Source organism: Pseudoalteromonas sp. NCIMB 1079, from assembly GCF_040567695.1.
Taxonomy (GTDB): domain Bacteria; phylum Pseudomonadota; class Gammaproteobacteria; order Enterobacterales; family Alteromonadaceae; genus Pseudoalteromonas; species Pseudoalteromonas distincta.
This window is the reverse complement of the sequence record NZ_JBEWZA010000002.1, coordinates 679,872-703,433: the sequence shown is the minus strand read 5'-3', so window position 1 is coordinate 703,433 and position 23,562 is coordinate 679,872. Positions and strand designations below refer to the sequence as shown.

The following is a 23,562-nucleotide window of genomic DNA, read 5'->3' as shown; positions in this document are numbered from 1 at the left end:
TGGTCAGGATTTAGTGGGTTGTATGAGATTTGTAAGTGTGGGCTATAAAAATAGTGACACTAAAATGAGCTAAAACAAACCAATTTGGTGCGCAGATGCACCAAGTTGGTCTTTATTTATATGGTTTTGAGTGCTAAATAAGGGGCGTTTTACTGATGATTAAACCGTTAATATCGGCGTAAACCCAATCGTTAGGTTCTATGGTGGTGCTAAGCATGGTAATAGCTTGGTTTTTATCACCAAAGCCGCGCTTTAAGGTACTACGTGGTGTAGAGCCTAGCGCCATTACAGGTAAGTTCATCGTGGCAAGTATTTCTATATCTCGGCAACAGCCATTTATTATTACGCCTTCCCAGCCATTACTTAAGGCACGCTCAGCCATAATATCGCCTATAAACGCAAAGCGTTTGCTCGCAAACCCGTTTATAACCAATACTTTACCTTCACCATTTTCATGCAATATATCGGCGGCAAAAGAGTTATCTTCTGGGCAGGTAACGGTAACTACTTTGCCATAAAACGTGGTTTTTTTACCAAAGTGGTAAAGGCCGCTGTCTGCTACTTGCACGTTATCGCGATGATCGTCAAATAAATCGGGTGTAGTAAAGGGTATCATGGGTTAAGTCTCACTTTGCTCAGGTATTTTAAGACCAATACCTTTTAAAATTATGTGGGCAATTGATTGCGTAATTTGTGCCACATCGGTTTCGTCGTACTCTAATTTGTTCATTACGAGTAAAACCTCAGCCTGAAAGTCGGCGTAATATTGCGTGGTAGACCAAATAGTAAAGAGCAAATGGTAGGGGTCAACCTTATCCATTTTATCTGCGTCCATCCATGCTTGAAGTACATCAACCTTTTGTTTAACCCAAGGGCGGGTATTGGTTCTAAAGTAGTTTTGTAAATAAGGGGCACCGCGCAGTATTTCACTAGCAAATAAGCGAGATTGCATTGGCTGATTTACGGCCAGTATTACTTTGCTTTTAATATAGTTATAAAGCACGGTAGCTGGATCGTCGTTAATTGTGACGTTATCAAGCCCTAAGTTCCAATTAGCTATTATGCGGTCAATCACAGATTCGTACAGACCATCCTTACTTTTAAAGTAATACAAAATATTAGCTTTTGGCACCTGCGCTTCTTTAGCAACCATGCTCATACTTGCTCCGTCGTAACCTAATTGCGAAAACAATTGCTCGGCGGCATCTAAAATTAGTTTTTGGTTTTTCTCGCGTGTGACTTCTTTTTTATTTGGCTTTATTTGTGTGGTCATTATAAAGTTTGCGTGTTTAACGTATTGATTGATTGTAGCTTTACTGACCAAAAGGTCAATTACTAAAAAGGGTGAATGCTAAAAACAAACGAGAGGTTTAAGCTATTAACTTTAGGGTCTGTTGAACTTTGCGGATTAAAATTTGTTCAAACTAGGGGCTATTTAATCGCGGCGCGAGATTTGTAACCTAGTGGGCTAAGTAAAAACCGAGCAACAAAGAGTAAGTAGCCCCTAGGAAGAACCCTTTGGGCAGCGCCTGTTTGGCATTAATGCTACGTTATCGCCCATTAATGGGGAATAACCACACTATATAGGCTCTGCCTTGCCTAAATACCAAACAGACTGCTGCAAATTTAACCTTGAAAGATCAACAGACCCTTATTGTTTAATTAAATAATTACTGTTAGTTTAGTTTCAAATTTACGAGTAGTACTTTAGGTTGAATATGGGGTTTTTAAGCAAAAATAAATACACACTATATGGAGTCGCGGCCATATTACTGTGGAGTTGCTTAGTTGCATTACTACGGGATATTTCTGAGTTGTTTAGCCCTATTGGTGGTGCGGCGGCTATGTATTCTGTCAGTGCGATATTTTTAATTTTGGTTATGGGAGTGCCCAAGTTTAGTGGGTTTTCAAAACGTTACTTGGTAATAGGTACTTTATTATTTGTATCGTACGAAATTTGTTTGGCGCTTTCTATTGGTATGGCAAATAGCCGTCATCAGGCAATGGAAATGGCGGTTATTAATTATTTATGGCCCACGCTGACTATACTGCTCTCTATTATTATTGGTCGTAAAAAAGTAAGTTTCTGGGTTTACCCAAGCATGATCATTGCTTTTTTAGGCGTTGCTTGGTGTATTACAGGCGATCAAGAAATGTCTCTCGATACGCTTGTTACTAACTTTGCTGATAATCCTGCTACTTATTTAATGGCATTAGCTGCAGCGTTTATATGGGCTATTTATTGCGTAGTTACGCAAAAACTGAGTAATGGTAAAAATGCCATTACGTTATTTTTTACTGTTACGGCAATGAGTTTGTGGGCGCAATATGGTTTTAGTAATGAAGCGCCATTAACGTTTTCACTCAGCTCAAGCATAACATTGCTATTAGCCGGTGTAGTAGTGGGGAGCGGTTATGCACTGTGGAATCAAGCTATTATTGGCGGTAACTTAATGCTTTTGGGTACGCTTTCATACTTTACACCGGTATTTTCTAGTATTATTTCGGCGTTGTATTTATCTATTACGCTGAGTGCTTCGTTTTGGCAAGGGGTTGTACTGGTAACAGTGGGCTCGCTAATTTGCTACTTTGTAACGCGAGAAAAGCCTAAACGCACAGTAAACTAATCTACGTTAGTTAATGTTTTTATATTTTAAATCTAAATTTATACCTTTAATGAGGCGTGCAATACGCCTCATTAAGTTTTTCTTTATAATTTTGCAGGTATAACGGCATAGCTTACTGATTTATTTCTAACTTTTTTTGCACAATAATAAAATATTAATGCAAATACTGCAGCGCTAATATCAACAAAACCGCTTTGATAATATTTTAAAAAATCATCAGCTAATAAAGCCTGTATAAGTGTTGAAACCCCCATTCCAGCAGATAAAAGTGTAATACCCATTAAGCCCCAATAGCTAGCGTGGTGAGTTCCTTTAAAAAAGGTATAAGCAACAAAGGCAAAAAATACCAAATAGTAACTATAGAGATAGCTGTAATTTGCGTTACCCATATATTGGTTAGTCCATTTAGCTTGTAATAAAGTGGCAACCACTGCAATCATTGACCCAAAGCAAACACCAATTGTTAAATTTGCCATAAATCGTGTACTTCGTTTGTTGGCATCTTGTTTAAAGCGCTTGTCTAGCCATAATAAGTTACCAGAGTAAAATAAGAATGCGCCAAGTAGTCCCATAACAAAATACCCCCAACGTCCCCATTCACCTCCATAAGTACCAAAGTGAAGTGAAAAGAAACTTCCTACTATATTACCCCAAACACCATCATCTCCTTGCGGATAGCTTGAGTTAAGTACTTCTAATGTATAGGGGTGTAAGAATAAGTAGTCGGTATCAGGTCCGCGAACGACAGCGCTGTTATTACTCATTTTTAATGTTGCTGTCGGACTGTTTGTATTTAAACGACTAAATGAAATATGAATTGGCTCATAACCTGGAGCGTAGTTTTTTGCCGCTAGGAGCTGTTTATTTATGCTTGGTAAGTTTGCAATATGATAATTATGTGCTGCTGGGGCAGGTCGTTGAAAAAAGGATTTATCGCCATAAAATGCTGATAGACCATCATAAATTAGATCATGAAATGCAAATACCACCACAGTAAACGCTATAATTAAATGAAAAGGCAAACTGGCGATTCCAACTAAATTATGACTATCGAGCCAAAAGCGACTGGCACCTTTTTCTTTTCGAATCGCAAAAAAGGTTTTTACAAGCGTGGGTAGTAAAATAATTACGCCAGATACCAATGCTAAAAAGTACAGCGCAGATGCTATACCGAGTATATATACGCCTGATTGGTCGTGCCCAATTTCGCCTGCAAACCCTGCGGTTCGATGTAAGTAATCTATTAAATCTGCAAGTTTATTCTCACTTTGTTGCTGTATTACAAGATTATTTTGTTGGTTTAGATAGAGTACCTGTAATTGATTATCAAGTTTCATTCCGCGTTCTTTACCTTGGCTATACCAAGATAGTGGCGCTTGATTTGTTAATAAATCGAGAGAAAAACCATTACCCATTTGCTCAGGGTACTTAGCTATTGCTTGATCAACTAATGTTTGGTGATTGTTAGTTTGTGGTTTAGTCACTGGTGCACTGGCGGGGTTTGCCCACTGTGCTAATTCGTGTTTAAACATGGTTAAACTACCAGCATAAAAACCTATAAAAAGTACTAAACCTGCAATTATTCCTGTCCATGTATGCACGCCTTGGTAGGTACGCAAAATATCGGCTCTTACTCTCATAGCCAATTCCTTAAAATTATAAATAAACTATATAGCGTTATATTTAAGCCCCCAAGTGTCAGCCAAGCATTTTTTGCTGAACTAAACAGGTAGGTGAAGCTAAAAATAGTTAACCATAAAATGGGTATCATCCACATATTAATTTGCACTTTGTCGGGCGCATCTATGCCTCCCGCTCCGTACCATGCAAAAAAAGCAACGAGAATAAACGCTAGCGCTAGCCCTAAAAAACAACCAGCCAAACTTTTACCAAGCCAAGTTGGTTTTATTTTTTGCCTTTGTGCAGATGACATTATTTTACTTCCTTGTGTTTAATCAGGCTTACGAGCGGAATTATTATTAAAGCGAGCATTATCATTAAAATGATAAAAAATACGGCTGCCGCATTAGAAAAAGCATATAAGGCTAATGGTATTGCAATAACAAAAAGGATAAATGCGAGCTTGCGCCAACTTTTATTAATGGGTTTGCTTAGTAGCCGTTGGTGGCGGTTACTAAGATAAAACAGGGATGTAGCAGTAAATAAAATAAGAGAAAGGGTAAGTTGCAACATAAATTAAAATACTTGTTAATGATATTGCTATTCTAAATGATAATTAAACTCAATTGCAACAAGTGTATGTTTGTGCTATTTTTCCGAAAAATAAAACAACTATCCATAAAAGGAAATAACTGTGGTAGCTTCATTTAAGCTTAATAAACTTTCACTACTGATTACAAGCTCTTTGTTATTGGCTCAAAGCAATGCATTTGCTGATGAAACAAGTCGAGAATCAATAGATACAATTATTGTAACAGGCGAAAAAATCGAAAGGTCACTCAAAGATACGATTACATCGGTTGCAGTGGTAGATAAGTCACTATTAGAAAATGGACAACTAGGTTCGGTTTCAGAAGCTTTGGCAGAAATGGCAAATGTAGTGGTACTTACTGGAGCCGTGCCAGATATGCGCGGTGTGTCGGGTAATGGTGGTGCAACAGGTTTTAACTCATTTAGTGGAGGCTCTAAAGCAAGAGTATCAACGCTTGTTGATGGTGTAAGTCAGCCATTTGTAGCTGATTTAACCGGTGATACAGGTTTGTGGGATATAGATCAAATAGCGGTATACCGTGGACCGCAGTCAACTAGCAATGGTCGTAATAGCATTGGTGGTGCAGTTTATATGACAACCAAAGCACCAACACAAGATTTTGAAGGTGCTGTACGCGTTGGGTATAGAAATCAAGATAGTTACCTTGATACAGCCGCTGTTGTTTCGGGGGCTTTGATTGAAGATGTACTAGCATTTCGTTTGTCTACTCAATATGTATATGGTGAAACCTTTAGCAACCCAACGATACATGAAACCAATCCAACAGATAAAAACTTAAATCAGCTTAATACCAGTAGTACGCGTGCAAAATTACTGTATACCCCAACAACAGATTTAGCTGTACAGCTAACTTACTCTACCTACAGTGAAGAGGGTAATACAGGTCGTAAGTACTTTGAAGGTGATGAACCGTTTGATTATGTGCCTTTATTTCAGCGCGATATGGATACCCAGTCAGACACGACTCAGGTAAATATTGATTATAAAATAAATGATAACTTTTCGTTCGATATACTACTCGCATATATGGATTATGAATGGGGCTTTGAAGCATATGAGGCACTTGCCAGTGCGGAGTCTGATATTTCTATGGATGAAAAAAATATCACAATTGATAGTAAATTAAACTTTGGCTTAAATAGTGATTTTTATTCGGGCTTTGTAGGTATTGCTTATTTTGACCGTGAACAAGACTTTAAAAGCGTTGGTGCAACCAATTATTTTGGTGACGATAGTAGTGACTCTAAAGCAATTTATGGCGAAACAAGCTTTGAGTTAACAAATGAGCTTACGTTAACAGCGGGGCTGCGAGTTGAGCGTGAAGAACAACTTCGTAATTTTGATATGGCTTTTGGTGGCAGCAGATTAGTTGAGCAATTAGATAATTCTAATACGATAAAACTACCTACGGTAGCTGTTCAATATAAAGTAACTGACAACACTACCTTATCGGCAAGTGCTCGCCGTGGTTATAACGCTGGTGGTGGTGCCTTAGATTTTGCTGCACAAGAATATTATTACTACGAGCAGAATCAGTAAATACCTATGAAGTAGGCTCGCGTAGCGTACTAAATAATGGTGATTTAAATATTAGTGCTAATATTTTTTACAATAACTTTAATGGTTATCAAGCCTTAAGCTCAAGTCGAAAAATCACTAATATTGACGATGCACATAGCTATGGCTTAGAGCTTGAAGCATATAGCATGTTAGATGATCAATGGCAGTTACATGCAGGGCTAGGTTTGTTAAAAACTAAAATAGATGAATCAGCGACTTATTCAGATGCAGTAGGTAACGAATTAAACTCAGCACCAGAGCTAACTGCAAGTTTAGGGTTATCGCATTGGTTTACAGATAGCTTAAAGTTAAATGTGAGCGCTAATTATGTAGACGATTACTATGGAGATTTAACTAATACAGAAGAGCGTGTTGCCGGAGGTTATACAATTACGCGTGCAACAATAAGCTATAACAGCGATCATTGGTTGGTGAGTGCTTTTATTAATAATGCATTAGATGAAGAAGCATTTACGTCAGTTGAACCTGCAAGTGGTCCCTACCCAACAGGTTATGTTGCGGTAGTGAATCCTCAAACGTTAGGTGCTTCAGTAACGTATCGTTTTTAACGTGCATTAATTAAATAATGAGGATGACTATTAAAATTAAGCAGTAAATTTTAATAAACAAAGTAGCCCTATTATTTTAGGGCTTTTTGTTGCGTGCAGATTATTTTGCATTATTTACCTGCGCTAGTAACTCTATAACTTTTTGTTGACCAAATGTTTGTGCAAATTGCTCGGCTGTTTGACCAGCTTTGTTTTGATGCGCGTTGTCGCAATCAAGTGATACGAGTGTTTTAGCTATACTAAATTCACCTCTAAAAATAGCGGCCATTAGCGCTGTGTTGCCACGGTTATCTTCTAGACAGGCATTAGCGCCTAAGTGTAAAAGTGTGTTGACCGTGTTTTTATTACCATGGTAAGTAGCAATCATTAACGCGGTGTAGCCTTTATTGTTGTAGCTGTCGATAGGAATACCAGCATCTACAAATTGCTCTATTACAGCGGTGTCGTTTGTACGTGCTGCGGCAAAGTAATAAGCAAATAAACTCTCGTATTGTGTTTTTGCAGAATGTTGGGTTTCAGATTGCGTACTGGGTGTTTGTGTATCTGATGTATTTTGAGCGTAAACGCTACTGGTAAAGCTTAGCAGTAGAGCGACTATAATTAATAAATTACGCATAACAATTGTCTCTTATAAAAGAGGAAGGGGTTTATTCCTTCCTCATGGTTGTGGTTTAAATAGCTATTTAGTTGGGACTAATTGCTTTTAACTAGTTGCTTATAAGTTAGCGGCTAGTTGTTTAACCATTTTAATATCGCCGTTTACAGCTTTAGTTAAGCGTGTACCGTACTCGCTATCAGCTTTGTAAAAGTGACTAAGCATTTTGTGTTTAACACTGCTGTTTTGCACTTTGCGTAAATCGCCTGCTAGGTTATTAATTAGGTTTGTACGTTCTTGCTTGCTAAAACCACGGTATAAAACACCTGCTTGCGCAAAGTTTTGCTGCTTTTTAATGGCGGCTTGTTGTACAAAACCTTTAAGCTCTGTATTACTTCTACGGGCAATTGGGTTTTCAGCTACGTTTTCTTGGCTTGGTTGATAGTTTACGTTGCTTTGAGTATTACCATAGTTCATTGCGCCGTCTTGGTTGTAGTTAACCACTTCAACTTTTGCACGGTTAATTGGCAACTGTTGATGGTTAGCACCAAGGCGATACATTTGCGTATCTGCGTATGAAAATACACGCCCTTGTAATAACTTATCTTCTGAGGGTTCAATACCCGCAATAATGTTAGACGGTGCCATTGCTACTTGTTCTGTTGACTGAAAAAAGTTAGTTGGCATGCGATTAAGCGTTAATGTACCTGCCTTCACTTCTTTTACACCTAACCACATTTTTGTTGCATCTAATGGGTTGTAATCAAAGTCGTCAAGCTGCGACGGATCAAGCGTTTTAATGTATAGATCCCATTCTGGGAAGTTACCTTTATTTACTTCGCTGTATAAATCACGCGTTAAATGTTGAAAGTCTTGGCCTTGAACTTCAGCGACTTCTTTTGCATTTAAATTCTCAATGCCTTGTTTACTTACCCAATGAAATTTAACGTACTTAACATCGCCCGATTTATTGATCATTTTATAAGAGTGTACACCCCAACCATCCATTTTACGTAAGCTTGCTGGTGTGCCGTAGTCGCTATAAACCCACGTTAACATGTGAGTAGAGCCTGGTTCGTATGAAAAAAAGTCAAAAACACGGTTAGGATCTTGAATGTTATCTACAGGTGATGGCTTTAATGAATGGATCATATCTGGAAATTTAATTGCATCACGAATAAAAAACACCGGTAAGTTAAGGCCCACTAAATCCCAGTTACCTTGATCGGTGTAAAATTTAATCGCAAAGCCACGTGGGTCGCGCAGTGTTTCTGGGCTACCTTTTGAGTGAATTACCGATGAAAAACGTACAAAAACGTCAGTTTCTTTACCGACCTCGGTAAAAGGTGCTGCCATGGTTAAATCATCTAAACTTTTTGATGCCACAAATACACCATAAGCACCCGTACCACGAGCATGCACAACACGCTCAGGAATACGCTCACGTGCAAAGCGTTGCAGTTTTTGAATTAGTTGCACGTCTTCTAGTAATACACTGCCACGTTCGCCAGCAGTAATTGAATTTTGGTTGTCGCCAACAGCTGCGCCGTTATCTTTAGTAAGAGTTGTTGCTGCGCTTGCCGGTAATGCCATTGCAAGTGCCAGTGCAGTTAGTGTTAATTTTGTTTTGTTTATTTGAGTATTCATTGTCGACCTCATCTATTTAAAAGTGCCGGCAGTGGTGCAGGCTGTTAATCTGTTAACGATAGTATTAACTTTATTAACTTCGGTAAAACTGATTAATTAGATTGATGTGATTTGTAAAACAGATGAAATGAATTTGCAGATACACTTTTTACATTAATGTAATTTTTTTACTACGACCTTAGTCACAATATGCTTTTATAAAATTTATTAAATACAAGGGTTTTTAGTTTTATCTGGCGGTATTTTCACCACGTTGGTGCGTTTTATACTTACAGTGTGTTGACATACTCGCGCAATAAAGGGAATATGCTCATCCTATGGGCTTATGCCCATAGTTGGATTGTGCTAAAAAGTTGCACAATATTAATCGCGCTTAACTCGTTATGCTTAAATTAGCTAAATCAAACAGTTTGAATAAGGTGACAAGATGAATACTAATATTGAGCTAGTGATATTTGATTGTGATGGCGTTGTTATTGATAGCGAAATTTTAAGCGCACAAGTACTCATTAATATGCTTGTTGAAAAAGGCGTTGAGATTGAACGCGCTTATGTACAGCAACACTTTTTAGGCTGCAACTTTAAAACAGTAAGCCAAAAAATAGCGGATGCATTTAATGTCACTCTTCCTGAAAGCTTTGAAAGTGACTACCGCGAGGCACTATTAAACGAATTTGAAACCGGACTAACCACGACTGATGGTATAGAAGACGTACTTAACAATTTAGCTGTGCCTATTTGTATAGCTACTAGCAGCAGCCCAGCACGCACCGCAAAAGCGTTGAGCGTAGTGAGTTTAAGTAAGTACTTTAGCGATACGGTTTTTACCAGCAGCGAAGTTAAGCGTGGTAAACCAGCGCCTGATTTATTTTTACATGCAGCTAAGCGAATGGGTGTAAAGCCAGAGCATTGCTTAGTAATTGAAGACAGTAAAGCCGGCGTAAATGCAGGAATTGACGCCAATATGCAAGTACTGCATTACAGCGGTGGGCAACATATGCAAGGCTCTGTTAATCATGTACACAGTGCTTACCCAAATGTTGATCATTTAACGCATTGGCAAGATTTTTTTAGTGCATACCCTGCACTTAAAAAGCAGTAAACACGCAGCTTTTTAAATAAACAAAGTTTTTAACGTGATTTGTTCGCCTTACACACTGACAGGCAAGCAAACGCAAAATGTAAATGTAGATGGTTTTGCTTTACTAAAAATAAAACAAAACATGGCAAAACATCATGCGTTTATAAGCCAAATTATAAAAGGCAAAGTATTTAGGTACTATACCAATCTGCTTGAATATGGGGTTTATTTAACTCGTTAAATTATTCAAATAGTTATGCAGATTGGTATCAAATGCTTTGCTGTTAACAATAGGAAATACCATGGCAACGAGTCCACACACACAAACATTTAAAGATGTAAACGAAGAGCAACTTCCTGTTGCTAATAATAAGCTTCACGGCTGGAAACATTTTGCAGGGCTATATGCTGGCGAACATGTTGCGGCTACTGAATTTGTTATTGGTGCAACGTTTGTTGCATTAGGCGCTTCAACCATCGATATTCTACTTGGTTTATTAATAGGTAACCTGTTAGCAATGTGTTCTTGGTGGCTGATTACTGCACCGATTGCAGTAGAAACCCGCTTAAGTTTATATAACTACTTAAACAAAATTGCTGGTAACTCAATGACCAAGCTCTATAACTGGGCTAACGTGGTTATTTTTAGTATTATATCGGCCGCGATGATCACGGTATCCTCCACCGCCGTGCGGTTTTTGTTTGATATACCTGCGCAACTTGATTGGTATCCAAATAGCTTTTGGTTTGTAGCCATTGTTTTAGCTGTTGGCTCTATTGTTGTATTTGTTGCGATGTATGGCTTTTCGACGGTTGCTGACTTTTCAAAGCTGTGTGCGCCGTGGCTATTTGTTATATTTATTGCAGGCTCGTTCGCGTTATTTCCTGAGCTTTCAAATCACGTATTAGGTTCTACCTCTTTAACTAGCTTTAGCGACTTTATGACCATAGGCGACTCCTCCATATGGACGGGCACCAATGCCGATAGTGAAAAGGGCATTGGCCTATTAGAAGTGATTGGCTTTGCATGGGCTGCTAACTCAATAACTCACTTTGGTTTAATCGACATGGCTATTTTTAGATTTGCTAAACGCAAAAGCTATGGTTTGTTTTCTGGTGTGGGCATGTTTTTTGGTCATTACTTAGCGTGGATCTCTGCCGGTATTATGGGCGCAGGTGTTGCGGTATTACTTAAAACAACTATTTCATCACTTGATCCGGGCGATGTTGCATACCATGCATTAGGTTGGACTGGCTTTGTTATTGTAATTATTGCCGGTTGGACTACAGCTAACGCAAACCTTTACCGTGCAGGTCTTGCAGCGCAATCTATATTTGTTAATCAATCACGTGAACGCACCACCGCTATTGTAGGTGTTGTAACCGTAATTATTGCGTGTTTCCCATTTGTATTTTCTCAAATGCTTCCACTACTTACCTACGCAGGCTTATTAGTTGTACCAGTAGGCGGCATTGTGTTTGCTGAGCATGTGTTATTTCCTAAAATTGGTTTAACACGTTATTGGGCTAAATATAAAAATATTACCCGCAGCGTACCGGCTATAGCATCTTGGGCGTTAGCACTTGTGCTTGGCTTTGGCTTAAACGCAATTGATGTAATGTCGTTTTACTACTTGTTTATTCCTACATGGATTTTCACCATTGTTGTTTACACGCTTTTAGCTAAAAAATACGGCGCTGGTGACGATTACACACAAGAAATTGCAGCAGAAAAGCAAGAGCAACGTGATATTAAAGAATATCAAGCAGCTGAGGCTAAAGACATTCCAAAGCCAGTAATTGACAGCTCTGTATTTACCAAAGTACTTAACGCGGTTTCTACGGTTTCACTGGTTATTATTTTTATATTTGCCAGCCAAGTGATGTTTTTCAGTGAAACTATGAGTATGTACAGCGCTAATAAATCGCAATTCGAAATAGCCTGTTTTATTTGTACTGTTATTTATTTTGTTACTGCGTACTGGTCGTTAAAACGCCATAAAGTACTCAATACAGCATCGTAATTACTTATCGTAATACAGTATCGTAATTTATATTTTATTTTTGTTTAGTAAGGTCGCACCATGACGCAACATCAACACACAAACGCTCTTGTTACAGGGCTAAACCAACAGAGCTTGGCTCAATTACCAAGCCATGTTGACACACCAAGTTACGACCGTAGCGCCGTTAAAGCGGGGATTGTTCATATTGGTGTAGGCGGCTTTCATCGTGCTCACCAAGCGGTATATGTTAACGAGCTTTTAAAAACTCCGGGCTCTGAGCAATGGGGTATATGTGGTGTTGGCCTTTTAGAGGGTAACCGTGGTCTGCGTGATATTTTAAAGCAGCAAGATTACCTTTACACGCTTACTGTTAGACACCCAGACGGTACAATAGATAACAAAGTAATTGGCTCAATGATCGACTTTTTGTTTGCTCCAGAGGGCAAACAAGCGGTAATCAATAAGCTAGCGCACAGCGATACTAAAATTGTGTCGCTTACTATTACCGAAGGCGGTTACAACTTTAACCCTGCAACGGGCGAGTTTGATTACAGTAATCCAGATATTATTAACGACATTAATAACCCGAACGATCCAATTACAGCGTTTGGTTACATTACTGCTGCGTTAAAATTGCGTAAAGAGCAAGGCCTAGGCGCGTTTACAGTACAGTCGTGCGATAACATTCAGCACAACGGTAACGTAACACGCAAAATGCTTTTAGCCTTTGCTACAGAGCAAGACAAAGACTTAAGTGAGTGGATTGAGCAAAACGTATCGTTTCCAAATGCGATGGTTGACCGTATTACACCAGTATCTAAAAAGAGTGATATTGATTACGTGGTTGATGCATATGGTGTTAGCGACGAGTGGCCAATTACCTGTGAGTCGTTTACACAATGGGTAATAGAGGACACATTTAGTGACTCTCGTCCAAATTGGGATGTTGTTGGTGCACAGTTTGTTACTGATGTAACGCCTTATGAAACCATGAAAATACGTTTACTAAATGCTGGGCATTCTGTACTTGGTTTATTAGGTTCAATCCATGGCTATGGCACTATTGACGAAACGGTATCGGATGAATTATTTGCCACATACCTACGTGCTTTTATGGATAAAGAAGTAACGCCAAATCTTGAACCACTTGAAGGCATTGACCTTGAAAGTTACAAAGATACGTTAATAGAGCGTTTTGCTAATCCTAATATTAAAGACAGCCTAGCGCGTATCTGTAGTGAAAGCTCAGCTAAACTGCCTAAGTTTTTAATTGCCACAATTAACGAAAACCTAGTACAAGGTCGAGATGTTTCACTGGCAACGCTTGTTATTGCTACTTGGTGTTTATACAGCGATAAAGGTTTAAGTGAAAACGGCGAGCAACTTGAAATTCAAGATGCGATGCACAAAGAGCTTAATTCTTACGCGCAAGAGACTCAAACTAGCCCGATTGCATTTTTAAAGTTAACGAGCTTGTTTGGTAAGCTTGAGCATAACGAAACGTTTACTGCTGAATATAAAAAGTCGATTGCTGCGTTGTATGCACCTAATAGTAAAATTAAAGCCATTATGCAGGCTGTACTTGATCAAAAGAGTAACTAATTATGAGCATTTTAATTAATCATAAATCAGGCGAAAACGTAAGTGTTAGCTGTTTTGGCGAAGTACTGTGGGATTGTTTTGATTCAGGTAAACGCTTAGGTGGCGCGCCACTTAATATGTGTGTGCGTATTAACTCACTGGGCATAAACGCCGACATGATCAGCGCTGTTGGTAACGACGAGTTAGGCGCTGAGTTACTAGGCGAAATTACTAGCAAAGGCGTAAGCTGCGAATACATTGCTATTAATAGTGACAAAAAAACTAGCACGGTTGAGGTAACGCTCGACAGTGGTGGCTCTGCAAGTTATGAAATAGTGGCAGATACTGCGTGGGATAATATAGCGCTTACCGATGAGTTACTTAGTAAAGTTAAAAGTAGCGATGTATTTGTATTTGGCAGCCTAATTGGGCGAAGCGAAGCGTCTTTAGCAACGTTAAATCAACTAGTTGATGTAGCAAACTTTAAGGTATTTGACGTAAATCTACGTGCACCGCATTACAAGCTAGAAACACTTGTAGATTTAATGAATAAAGCAGACTTTATTAAGTTAAACGATGAAGAGCTATACGAAATTGCAAAAGCGATGGGTTGTAAGTTTCATTCGCTTGAACAAAATTTAGCGTTTATAGCACAGCAAACAAATACCGATTACTTATGTGTAACCAAAGGCAGCCACGGTGCTTTATTAACAATCAAAGGCGAAAATTTTTATAATTCAGGTTATTTAATTAGCGTAATTGACACTGTTGGCGCAGGGGATTCGTTTTTAGGTTCGTTAATTTATCAGCTTTGTAGCAACGACGACGCGCAATATGCCGTTGACTTTGCATGTGCCGTTGGAGCAATGGTCGCCGAAAGTTCTGGTGCAACACCTACTTTAACGCATGAACAAATTAGTGAGTTTATGAACCCACTTTAAAAAACATTGTGTGTGAAAGCGGTTATACGTAAAAGTTTAACCGCTTTTTTTGTGCCTAAAATAAGACGCAGGCGATAAGTGAGTGTTAAGTGCGCAGGTTGCGTAAATAGTGGCTTATATTGATTATTGTATTAGCTAAACGTCTTATTGTTTGAGGGTTAAAGCTTTGTTATCGTTCGTCGATTATTCACGGATTGAAAAGGCGGGGCGACACACAATGCGCTCTATAACTAAAATACAAAAAGAGAAACGTGCTTTATGATCATCTTTTTTATCTGCCTCACTATTTTAATACTGGGCTATAAGTTTTACAGCCCATTTGTTGAAAAACAAGCCGGTTTGGATTCAACTGCTGACACACCACAAAAACGCTTTAGCGAAGGTGTTGATTACGTAGCTATTCACCCTGTACGAGCATTTTTAATTCAGTTTTTAAACATTGCTGGCGTAGGTCCAATATTTGGCCCAATTTTAGGTGCTTTATACGGACCAGTTGCACTAGTATGGATTGTACTTGGTAATGTTTTAGGTGGCGCTGTACACGACTTCTTCTCAGGTGTAATGAGTATAAAAGAAGACGGTAAAAGCCTACCAGAAATCGCAGGCCATTATTACAACGTCGTATTTAAAGGCTTTATGCTTGTATTTACTGCCATGCTACTGTTTTTTGTAGGTGTAGTATTTATTATGAGCCCTGCAGGTTTGCTAAGTAACCTTGATTTTTTTGAAGGTACAATACTGGCAAATAATACCTTTTGGGTACTCGCTATTTTAGCGTATTACTTTTTAGCTACCTTGCTACCAATTGATAAAATTATCACTAAGTTTTACCCAATTTTTGGTGCGCTAATGATTGTAATGACAGTGGCAATTGCTATTTCATTACTTATTAATGCGCCGCACTTACCGGTACCAAGTGACTTTTTAGCTTACTTTGAAGCTGACCACGCACATGACTTTTTAGAGCCAAACCCAGATGGATTACCAACATGGCCATTGTTATTTATAACAATTACCTGTGGTGCTATTAGTGGTTTTCACTCTACTCAAGCGCCAATTATTGCGCGTTGTTTAACTAACGAAAAATACGTACGTCCAGTTTACTACGGCGCTATGATGTGTGAAGGTATTGTAGGTTGTGTATGGGCACTTGCTGGTATTGCAGCGTTCCCAGATGGTTACGCGGGCTTAAAGGCATTGCTTGACCAAGGTGGTCCAGGTTTAGTTGTAAACCATGTAGCTAACAGTTACTTAGGTGTATTTGGCGGTATAATGGCAATTATTGCAGTAGCCGTTTTCCCAATTACTTCTGGTGATACAGCGTTCCGCTCACTACGTTTAACAGTTGTTGATGCGTTTAATATTCCGCAAAGTTTACGTAATCGCTTATTAGTGGCTGTACCTATACTTACTATTGCTTACTTTATGACGAAACTCGATTTTTCATTAATTTGGCGCTACTTTGCATTTTCAAACATGCTGCTTTCTACAAGCGTATTATGGCTTGCCACTAAGTACCTGTTTGACCGTGGTACATTCCATTGGATTGCCAGTGTTCCTGCTGTTATAGCAACTGCGGTAACGGTTTCTTATATTGGTACTGCCGCAATTGGCCTTAACTTATCAAGTGATTTAGGTAAACCTATTGGCGCTGTAGTAACAGTTATTGGCTTAATTGTTTTAGCTATTGTGCACTCTAAGCATAAAGTTAAACCAACAGCGGTTTAATAATAATCACATAAGTTATTTCAAGCATTAAAAAAGCGAGCTATTCATAATGAATAGCTCGCTTTTTTTGTGTACTAAATTTAGGTATTACTGAGTTGCAAGTTCAAAGTAACTGTTATCGTCGAGCGTTTTGCTTATCATCATAGCGCCCTCAAGCAAGCTCACTGTTTGAATAGCCGCTTTAGTAGGGTTGAGTTCACCATTAGCTAAGTGCGCAGCGCTAAGCCATGTTAGATTTTGATTAAAAAAACGTTTTACTTCAAGGCGTACTTTATCTGGAAGGCTATCGCTTTCGGCTCCTAGCAAACCACATAAACACATTTTACGATCGGTTACTAATGCACTTCTAAAAAGCTGAGTGTACACATCAATAGGATTTTTACCGCTTGCTTTAAGCTCGCTTGGCTCGCCTAACGCAGCTAAAAAAGAATTAGTATATTGATGAGCAAGCTCAGCACCTAAATCGGCCTTAGTCGGAAAGTGATAGTGCACACTGGCGCTCTTAATTCCAACTTCGCTGGCGAGCTCTCTAAAACTAAAATTACTGTATCCGCCAAGGCGCACCTTGTTTTCAGCTGCTTTTAATAAAGCTTCTTTTTTACTCATTTTGAATATTTCCTATCTGCAGTAATACCAATTTTATTAAAACATGATCATTGTATCGCATTAAACAACTCACTAACTGCGTTAAAAATTATTCATATAGAACAACTATATCTCATAATTCTCGCCTTGTTATTGCGCTATTTTCTTAGCGCAATAATAAATCACTTATTTAATGCAATTGGTATAGTAAAATTATCGACCAGTAGGTAGTTATTTACAAGCGTTTTTACTTTTAAGCAACCCCCTAATTTTATTACGAATTAAGTTAAATCCTATAAATTAGAATAATTTAAACGTTGACTTAAATTTGGTTTAACATTATAAATTACCTATCGGTAGGTAGGTTTGCCGTTAATTCACTTCTAAACAATAAAGGTAGAGATTGCTATGAAAATTTATGATGTAGAAAACTTTCCAAATCCACTTCGTGTTCGTATCGCTTTAGCTGAAAAAAATGCCACTGCGAATGTTGAGTTTGTACCTGTTGACTTATTAAATGGTGAACACAGAACAAAAGCCTTTTTAGCTAAAAACCCATTAGCAGGTGTGCCAGTATTAGAGCTAGATGACGGCACGTTTATATCAGAAAGTACCGCTATTACTGAGTATATTGATACCACATTTGAAGGCCCATCTTTAATGGGTGAAACCGCAAAAGAGCGTGCAGTAATTAACATGATGCAAAAGCGCGCAGAATCTATGGTGCTTGACGCTGTGGCAACTTACTTTCATCATGCAACTGATGGCTTAGGTCCAGAGCTTGAAACGTATCAAAATGTGGCTTGGGGTGAAAAACAAGGCGAAAAAGCACGCCAAGGGTTTAGCTATTTTAATGATGTATTGGCGCAATCGACGTTTGTTGCTGGTGAGCAGTTTAGTATTGCTGACATTACATTGTATGCTGGGCTGGTATTTGCTGGATTTGCCCAAATAGTAATCCCGAATGAGCTTACCCATTTAGTTGCATGGCAAGAAAAAATGGCAAAACGCCCAAGTGTTGCTGGTTAATTAGGTTGTTAGTTTAAAATTTAAGTGGAGTTACGGTTAGGAGCCAAATATGAAAATTGCTGCCGATTTTAGTAAACGAGTTGTGGTACATAGCGAAACGCTCCCGTGGGTTGCATCGCCAATGGCGGGCGTTGATAGGCGAGCGCTCGATAGAGTGGGCGACGAAGTTGCTCGCGCAACGACCATTGTACGTTATGCACCTGGTAGTGAATTTTCGCCGCATGTACATACGGGCGGAGAAGAGTTTGTTGTGCTTGAAGGGGTATTTCAAGATGAACACGGTGACTTTGAGGCAGGTTCTTATATCCGTAATCCACCGCAATCAAAGCACAAACCGGGGTCTGAAAATGGCTGCGTTATATTTGTAAAGTTATGGCAGTTTCAGCCAGAGGATCGAACGCACGTGCGTTTGCAAACAGACTTGATGCAAAGTACGGCGCATCCTAGTTTTAACAATGTAGCCGTAACCCCTTTATACAAAGATGACTTTGAAGAGGTATGCTTGTTGCACTTTGAGCCCAATGCCTGCATGGTTATAAGCGCAAAAGGTGGAGCAGAGCTGCTAGTACTTGAAGGCTCATTGGAAGAGCAAGCCGATACCCTTGTAAAAAACAGTTGGTTAAGAGTGCCTATTAATAGCTCCGTTAACGTTAAAGCGGGAATTAATGGTGCAAAAGTATGGCTTAAAACGGGCCATTTAACTGATGTAGAAAACCAGATATCTCGCGTAAAAAATGCGTAACTGAGTCGTTTATTTGAGGTTGTTTATTGATTTAGTTCAGGACTAATTAATTTTAGAAGGTGTACTTTTACCGCTCAGCCTATTTAAGGAGAGCAGTAATGGTACACACAACACATGGTTTATCGATTGGTCTTGAACGTGCAGGAGAGAGTTTTTTTTAAAACTTAAAGCCGTTGGTACGCTTACTCACGACGACTACAAAATAATTACCCCAATGATAAATTCAGCTCTTGGCGAAGTTAAGCACCCAGTTGTAAACGCCTTAATAGATGGTAGCGAACTTGAAGGTTGGGAATTACGCGCAGCGTGGGACGACCTCAAGTTAGGTGTTAAGCACTCTAAAGAATTTAAAAAAGTAGCTATTTACGGTAATAAAGAGTGGCAAGCTCGAATGGCAAAAATAGGTAACTGGTTTATCTCGGGTGAGGTTCAGTACTTTGAAAATGCTACCGCAGCCATAGATTGGCTAGATGAATAGCTTGATTGAAAAAATTAAATTAAAGCACTCTTATAGAGTGCTTTTTTGCTCTATGGGTAACATTGTTAGGTAGTTACATTCGGTTTATTTCAATTGTTAATACTGCTCTATTAAAATACACTCATTATTATTGAGCAAACTACACATTATAAAAACAATGAAACAAGTACTTACCTTTATTACATTCCTGATATTTTCTACATCAATACATGCAAAAGATAACAACATATTCACGCCGGTGAGCGATCTTTTTTTGGCTGTTTCTAACGTTGATCACACGCAAATGCGTGCAGCCGTTGATGATTCATTTTTACTTTTAGAGCACGGTGAAGTGTGGACTATTAATGACTTTATAAATGTTGTTAAGCCTTCTGACTTTATAAGAACTAATTATTTTAGTGTTATAAATTCGCGTGTAGTGGGTGATGTTGCTTTTATTAATTACTGGAATAAAGCCAATATTAAAAACACCGAAAGAAGTATTGATATTTATTGGTTAGAAAGCGTTGTTGTATCAAAAGTGGGCGATAAATGGTTGTTATCGCAAATGCACTCTACTCGGTTACCTCAAGATGAAATACCTAAAGGTGTCACCTTTATAAAGCAACAGATATAACTCTGATTTAAAGCCCCGTAATATGGGGCTTTAATCATTTAAAGTACATCAGCCAGTACAGGTAATGCCGGAAATGCCCCTTTTGCTAAACACGCTTTAGAACCACATTTAAGAGCAAAGTGCAGGGCGTCTTTTACGCTCGCTTTATCATTTAGTTTATCTGCTAGTGGTAAATCACTTCCTAAGTTATTTAAGTAGTATAAAACCCCCGCTATAAATGCATCCCCTGCGCTTGTTGTATCTACGGCGTTTATTTTTGGTGCAGATTCGTTAAGTGTAAATGCGCTGTGGTAAACCTTGGCAGGCTCTGGCCCATCGGTTAAAAACACCAGTTTTACTCCGGTATTTAATAGCGTTTGAATGTAATCATCGCTCGTTGTATCACTATGCTGAGCTAAAAAATTAAGCTCATCACGCGAGAGTTTTACTATGTCACAATAGGTGTAACAAGCTTTTACATTGCTTGCTATATCGCTTGTGTTTTCCCACAAGCTGTAGCGTAAATTTACATCAAAACTGACGAGCTTATTATTCGCTTTTGCAAGTTCTAGCGCTTTAACTGTTGTGTTGGCAATTGCTGATTCGGTTAATGTGTTTGAACAAAAGTGTAGTGTGCTTATTTCTTGCCAATTTATATGCGTTAAATGCGCCGGGGTTAATAGTACATCGGCTGTGTTATGGCGATAAAAGCCAAAACTACGCTCGCCGGTTTCATCAAGGCTTACTATAACCATAGCGGTTTGTGAGCCTGCAATGGTAAATAAATAGTCTGTATTTACATTGTATTGCGCTAATGCATTACTTAATTGATTGGCAAAATGATCGTCCCCTCTACCACCACAAAATGAAGCTTCACCTCCGAGTTTTGCATAGCCAACAGCTACATTGGCAGGTGCGCCACCTGGTATAGGTAAATAGGCAGAGTTATTAGCATCTTGTGGCAGCATATCAATTAATAGCTCGCCTAAGCACAGAAGTTTGGTCATTTGGAATATCCTAAAAAGCCTAGCAAGGCTAGGCTAAAAAACGTGAAGGGTGTTAATTATTCATTCTTTAAAAGGCGCTACAGTGATTACTCACTGCAGCGCAATACACACATTTAGTTAAAAGCGTATTTTAAAGTTACCGACGTTGTGCGGCCGTTAATAGCACGGGCACGAATAATGTTGTTTTCAGGTACTGAGCCTTCTTCGGCTTCTGTAATACCTACTGTATCGAAGAGGTTATTTACATTAAGGGCAATGTTAAGGTTTTCAGATAAGTCATAACTTACAAAGCCATTTACTTGTGTGTAACCGTCAAGTTTAAGGTCGTTATTATCTTGTGCATATGCATCGGTAGTACCAATAAAGCTAAGGCCAGCAGAGCCTTGCTCATAGTTATAACGTGCCATTAATGAATAAATTAAATCAGCTTGACGACGCGGTGTATTACCTACTACCTCAGGAGCAAGTGCGTCTTTGGCTATTTCTGCGTCGGTCCAGGTTAAATTACCACGGAAATCCCATGCATCAATAAAGTAAGTAGATTCTATTTCGATCCCTTTTGCTTCGTATTCACGGTCAAAAAATGTTTGTGATGTTGCTTCAAAGTTTTGCTCTTCAGTTTCGGCAAAAAACGCAGTAGCAAACACTGATAATGAATCAAAGCGCTTTTTAACACCAAACTCAAATTGGTTCACTTCATCAACAGCGTCTTCTTTTGCAACAGAGCCGTCGGCGCGTACTTTACCAAATAAAAGTCGGTCGGCGTTTGCTCGCCCGCCCTTACTTATACGTGCAAACGTGGCAAGGCTTGGGTCAATTTGGTAATTAGCACCAATTGAATAAGACGAATAGTTCCAGTCATAGTTTACTGGGCTTGCGTTTGCAGTATCAATTCCAGCAACATTTTGTTCCGGCACAGAGATCACACCGTCGCGGTTCATATCTACTGTTGAAGTCACTGCACCTGCGTATGTTCCGCGAGCTTCACCGCTATCGTAGCGAGCACTTGCATCAATACTGACATCACCTAGCTTAGTCGAAAATGCTACGTAAGGGGCGCGAGTATCGTATTCTGTATCGTAATCACGTTGACAACAGTTACCAAATGCACTGTAGGCGTATAAACCGTTTTCAGATAACTCAGTGCCATCGGCACCTGTTACATTTAATAATGCAGCATTGTCACCCTTGAGCTCCATTACGTAAGAATTCCATAACCACGACATAGCAATGTTTTGCGTAGATGCATAGTAACCAAATGTAAGGCTGGTATCATCGTCGAACGATTTAGTTAATTTAAAGTCATTAACTATAGAGCCGAAGTCATTCATTGTGACATCAAATGTCACCATCTTCATTGCTAAACCATCGTTAAACGCTTCACCGGTGTTCGCGTTACTCAAGGTTGCACCTGCGCCACCAATGCTTTCAGCTATTGATGTTGCACTACCGACTTGTTCTGTGAAAGGTGAATTAAAGTTACCGCTAATTGATGACTTACGGAAACGGTTTTCAATACGCCAATCGTTATCTAAATCAAATACAGCTTCAAAACCAACAGAGTCAACCTTTGGATTCATACCATCACGGATATCGCCGCTGCTAATTTGGTTTTCACCATTTAAGCGCACTGTTTTAGTAAATAACGCTGAGTGAGGGGTGTCTGACTGCGCATCAAAGCCAGCAATAGAGTCACCATTTGAGTACATTGGCATAGGAAGGTAGCCAACACTCTTATCGTCTAAGTGTTTGTAATAAAGGCGAACGTAGCCATTTTCAAAATCTTTTGTAAGGTTAGCTTTAATTTGGCCACCTTTATTAGACGTGTAACCTGTTTCGCGCGGGCCTTCGCCTTGTCGAACAAAACCACCAACATGAAAACGCACGCTATCGGTTAAGTAAGTGCCGTATTCAAAGTCTGTACGAACGCTGTCGTAATCTAAGCCTAGTGTTGTAGACACACTGCCAGATTCGTTTTCGCCATTTTTAGAGATAAAGTTAATAATGCCACCAGGTGCATTACTTGCTGCAGTAGATGCTGAGCCACCACGAATCGATTCAATTGTTTGCACCGTATTATCTAATCGCATAAAAATATCAGAATTACCAAAAGCGATGTCACCGTATTGCATTACAGGTAACCCATCTTCTTGTAATTGTAGAAATTTAGCACCGCCTGATGCTACAGGTAAACCACGAACAGCAATATTTGCATTACCTTCGCCACCTGTCGATTCTGCACGAATACCAGGAATGATTCTAAAAGCCTCGGCTGTTGAGCGAGGAGTAGACACCTGAACTTGTTCAAGTGATACGCTACTAACTGAAACGCTTGAAGCCATGATTGTTGTTCGACGTGGTACGCCGGTTACAACTATTGTTTCAAGACCTTTGTTTTGTGATGCTTCAGGTGTTGCTTGGTCTGTTTCTTGTGCGTTAACGCCTTGACTTACGGCAAGTGCTAAAGCGCTGATTAAATATAAAGGTGTATTGTGTGTTGTCATGTGAACGCCTCGTTGTGTTGATCCCAGTAGGATTTGTTATTTTCACTTAATCGA

The 23,562-nt window shown here is 39.1% G+C and carries 20 protein-coding genes and 1 pseudogene; 13 read left to right on the top strand and 8 right to left on the bottom strand.

What is annotated here, in order from left to right; translation table 11 throughout:
- Window positions 1–133: 133 nt before the first annotated feature.
- Both ABX891_RS19800 and ABX891_RS19795 read right to left on the bottom strand, forming a co-directional pair.
- On the bottom strand, window positions 134–616 hold the full coding sequence (locus ABX891_RS19800; protein WP_010553594.1) for a putative 4-hydroxy-4-methyl-2-oxoglutarate aldolase: 483 nt from the start codon (window positions 614–616) through the stop codon (window positions 134–136).
- Between the two features lie 3 nt (window positions 617–619).
- Complete coding sequence (locus ABX891_RS19795) at window positions 620–1,273, bottom strand: TetR/AcrR family transcriptional regulator (RefSeq protein WP_004334664.1); 654 nt, start codon at window positions 1,271–1,273, stop codon at window positions 620–622.
- Window positions 1,274–1,718: 445 nt separating this feature from the next.
- Between ABX891_RS19795 and yddG the strand changes: the two genes are divergently transcribed.
- Window positions 1,719–2,627 carry an aromatic amino acid DMT transporter YddG gene (gene yddG / locus ABX891_RS19790; RefSeq protein ID WP_354630466.1) on the top strand — a complete coding sequence of 303 codons (909 nt, stop codon included), beginning with the start codon at window positions 1,719–1,721 and terminating at the stop codon, window positions 2,625–2,627.
- Window positions 2,628–2,710: 83 nt separating this feature from the next.
- Here the strand turns inward: yddG and ABX891_RS19785 are convergent, their stop codons facing one another.
- Window positions 2,711–4,267, bottom strand: a complete 1,557-nt coding sequence (locus ABX891_RS19785; RefSeq protein WP_354630465.1) for a PepSY-associated TM helix domain-containing protein — start codon at window positions 4,265–4,267, stop codon at window positions 2,711–2,713.
- A gap of 674 nt (window positions 4,268–4,941) precedes the next feature.
- On the opposite strand from ABX891_RS19785, the gene ABX891_RS19780 reads away from it, so the two are divergent.
- Together ABX891_RS19780 and ABX891_RS20605 are read left to right on the top strand one after the other, a co-directional pair.
- On the top strand, window positions 4,942–6,399 hold the full coding sequence (locus tag ABX891_RS19780; RefSeq protein WP_502936059.1) for a TonB-dependent receptor plug domain-containing protein: 1,458 nt from the start codon (window positions 4,942–4,944) through the stop codon (window positions 6,397–6,399).
- Window positions 6,372–6,989, top strand: a complete 618-nt coding sequence (locus tag ABX891_RS20605) for a TonB-dependent receptor domain-containing protein (RefSeq protein WP_502936062.1) — start codon at window positions 6,372–6,374, stop codon at window positions 6,987–6,989. Before ABX891_RS19780 ends, ABX891_RS20605 begins: the two co-directional genes overlap by 28 nt.
- A gap of 100 nt (window positions 6,990–7,089) precedes the next feature.
- Here the strand turns inward: ABX891_RS20605 and ABX891_RS19775 are convergent, their stop codons facing one another.
- Both ABX891_RS19775 and ABX891_RS19770 read right to left on the bottom strand, forming a co-directional pair.
- Window positions 7,090–7,605 (bottom strand): ankyrin repeat domain-containing protein, encoded by a 516-nt coding sequence (locus ABX891_RS19775; RefSeq protein ID WP_010553600.1) that lies wholly within the window; start codon window positions 7,603–7,605, stop codon window positions 7,090–7,092.
- 99 nt (window positions 7,606–7,704) lie between these two features.
- Window positions 7,705–9,231, bottom strand: coding sequence for a catalase (locus ABX891_RS19770; RefSeq protein ID WP_354630464.1), 1,527 nt, complete (start codon window positions 9,229–9,231; stop codon window positions 7,705–7,707).
- A 427-nt stretch (window positions 9,232–9,658) separates the two neighbouring features.
- On the opposite strand from ABX891_RS19770, the gene ABX891_RS19765 reads away from it, so the two are divergent.
- The 6 genes from ABX891_RS19765 to ABX891_RS19740 all read left to right on the top strand — a co-directional run bounded on the left by ABX891_RS19765 (window position 9,659) and on the right by ABX891_RS19740 (window position 16,568).
- Window positions 9,659–10,333, top strand: a complete 675-nt coding sequence (locus tag ABX891_RS19765) for an HAD family hydrolase (RefSeq protein WP_354630463.1) — start codon at window positions 9,659–9,661, stop codon at window positions 10,331–10,333.
- A 34-nt stretch (window positions 10,334–10,367) separates the two neighbouring features.
- On the top strand, window positions 10,368–10,553 hold the full coding sequence (locus ABX891_RS19760) for a hypothetical protein (RefSeq protein WP_354630462.1): 186 nt from the start codon (window positions 10,368–10,370) through the stop codon (window positions 10,551–10,553).
- A 61-nt stretch (window positions 10,554–10,614) separates the two neighbouring features.
- Window positions 10,615–12,336: a purine-cytosine permease family protein gene (locus ABX891_RS19755; protein WP_354630461.1), complete on the top strand. Its 1,722-nt coding sequence runs from the start codon at window positions 10,615–10,617 to the stop codon at window positions 12,334–12,336.
- A 60-nt stretch (window positions 12,337–12,396) separates the two neighbouring features.
- Complete coding sequence (locus ABX891_RS19750; protein ID WP_354630460.1) at window positions 12,397–13,920, top strand: mannitol dehydrogenase family protein; 1,524 nt, start codon at window positions 12,397–12,399, stop codon at window positions 13,918–13,920.
- Between the two features lie 2 nt (window positions 13,921–13,922).
- Complete coding sequence (locus ABX891_RS19745) at window positions 13,923–14,840, top strand: carbohydrate kinase family protein (protein ID WP_354630459.1); 918 nt, start codon at window positions 13,923–13,925, stop codon at window positions 14,838–14,840.
- Window positions 14,841–15,098: 258 nt separating this feature from the next.
- Complete coding sequence (locus ABX891_RS19740) at window positions 15,099–16,568, top strand: carbon starvation CstA family protein (protein WP_010553606.1); 1,470 nt, start codon at window positions 15,099–15,101, stop codon at window positions 16,566–16,568.
- Window positions 16,569–16,655: 87 nt separating this feature from the next.
- On the opposite strand, the gene ABX891_RS19735 is transcribed toward ABX891_RS19740, so the two are convergent.
- Entirely contained in the window at window positions 16,656–17,174 is a 519-nt protein-coding gene (locus tag ABX891_RS19735) for a TetR/AcrR family transcriptional regulator (RefSeq protein WP_024597781.1), read from the bottom strand.
- A gap of 387 nt (window positions 17,175–17,561) precedes the next feature.
- Between ABX891_RS19735 and ABX891_RS19730 the strand changes: the two genes are divergently transcribed.
- From ABX891_RS19730 to ABX891_RS19715, 4 genes and pseudogenes are all read left to right on the top strand, one after another.
- The gene (locus ABX891_RS19730) at window positions 17,562–18,182 is read left to right on the top strand and encodes a glutathione S-transferase family protein (protein WP_354630458.1); all 621 of its coding nucleotides are present in this window, start codon (window positions 17,562–17,564) and stop codon (window positions 18,180–18,182) included.
- A 49-nt stretch (window positions 18,183–18,231) separates the two neighbouring features.
- Window positions 18,232–18,924 carry a cupin domain-containing protein gene (locus ABX891_RS19725; protein ID WP_354630457.1) on the top strand — a complete coding sequence of 231 codons (693 nt, stop codon included), beginning with the start codon at window positions 18,232–18,234 and terminating at the stop codon, window positions 18,922–18,924.
- A 98-nt stretch (window positions 18,925–19,022) separates the two neighbouring features.
- Window positions 19,023–19,402 (top strand): annotated as a pseudogene (locus tag ABX891_RS19720) (SpoIIAA family protein).
- A 157-nt stretch (window positions 19,403–19,559) separates the two neighbouring features.
- On the top strand, window positions 19,560–20,018 hold the full coding sequence (locus ABX891_RS19715) for a nuclear transport factor 2 family protein (RefSeq protein WP_354630456.1): 459 nt from the start codon (window positions 19,560–19,562) through the stop codon (window positions 20,016–20,018).
- A 38-nt stretch (window positions 20,019–20,056) separates the two neighbouring features.
- Here ABX891_RS19715 and ABX891_RS19710 read toward each other — a convergent pair whose 3' ends face one another.
- Complete coding sequence (locus ABX891_RS19710; RefSeq protein ID WP_010553611.1) at window positions 20,057–21,004, bottom strand: carbohydrate kinase family protein; 948 nt, start codon at window positions 21,002–21,004, stop codon at window positions 20,057–20,059.
- A 113-nt stretch (window positions 21,005–21,117) separates the two neighbouring features.
- Entirely contained in the window at window positions 21,118–23,508 is a 2,391-nt protein-coding gene (locus tag ABX891_RS19705; RefSeq protein WP_165743775.1) for a TonB-dependent receptor, read from the bottom strand.
- Window positions 23,509–23,562 lie beyond the last annotated feature (54 nt).

Bases quoted from the DNA above. Each gene is read 5' to 3' on its own strand.
- ABX891_RS19800 (WP_010553594.1), bottom strand. From the start codon at position 616: ATGATACCCTTTACTACACCCGATTTATTTGACGATCATCGCGATAAC.
- ABX891_RS19795 (WP_004334664.1), bottom strand. From the start codon at position 1,273: ATGACCACACAAATAAAGCCAAATAAAAAAGAAGTCACACGCGAGAAA.
- yddG (WP_354630466.1), top strand. From the start codon at position 1,719: ATGGGGTTTTTAAGCAAAAATAAATACACACTATATGGAGTCGCGGCC.
- ABX891_RS19785 (WP_354630465.1), bottom strand. From the start codon at position 4,267: ATGAGAGTAAGAGCCGATATTTTGCGTACCTACCAAGGCGTGCATACA.
- ABX891_RS19775 (WP_010553600.1), bottom strand. From the start codon at position 7,605: ATGCGTAATTTATTAATTATAGTCGCTCTACTGCTAAGCTTTACCAGT.
- ABX891_RS19770 (WP_354630464.1), bottom strand. From the start codon at position 9,231: ATGAATACTCAAATAAACAAAACAAAATTAACACTAACTGCACTGGCA.
- ABX891_RS19765 (WP_354630463.1), top strand. From the start codon at position 9,659: ATGAATACTAATATTGAGCTAGTGATATTTGATTGTGATGGCGTTGTT.
- ABX891_RS19755 (WP_354630461.1), top strand. From the start codon at position 10,615: ATGGCAACGAGTCCACACACACAAACATTTAAAGATGTAAACGAAGAG.
- ABX891_RS19750 (WP_354630460.1), top strand. From the start codon at position 12,397: ATGACGCAACATCAACACACAAACGCTCTTGTTACAGGGCTAAACCAA.
- ABX891_RS19745 (WP_354630459.1), top strand. From the start codon at position 13,923: ATGAGCATTTTAATTAATCATAAATCAGGCGAAAACGTAAGTGTTAGC.
- ABX891_RS19740 (WP_010553606.1), top strand. From the start codon at position 15,099: ATGATCATCTTTTTTATCTGCCTCACTATTTTAATACTGGGCTATAAG.
- ABX891_RS19735 (WP_024597781.1), bottom strand. From the start codon at position 17,174: ATGAGTAAAAAAGAAGCTTTATTAAAAGCAGCTGAAAACAAGGTGCGC.
- ABX891_RS19730 (WP_354630458.1), top strand. From the start codon at position 17,562: ATGAAAATTTATGATGTAGAAAACTTTCCAAATCCACTTCGTGTTCGT.
- ABX891_RS19725 (WP_354630457.1), top strand. From the start codon at position 18,232: ATGAAAATTGCTGCCGATTTTAGTAAACGAGTTGTGGTACATAGCGAA.
- ABX891_RS19715 (WP_354630456.1), top strand. From the start codon at position 19,560: ATGAAACAAGTACTTACCTTTATTACATTCCTGATATTTTCTACATCA.
- ABX891_RS19710 (WP_010553611.1), bottom strand. From the start codon at position 21,004: ATGACCAAACTTCTGTGCTTAGGCGAGCTATTAATTGATATGCTGCCA.
- ABX891_RS19705 (WP_165743775.1), bottom strand. From the start codon at position 23,508: ATGACAACACACAATACACCTTTATATTTAATCAGCGCTTTAGCACTT.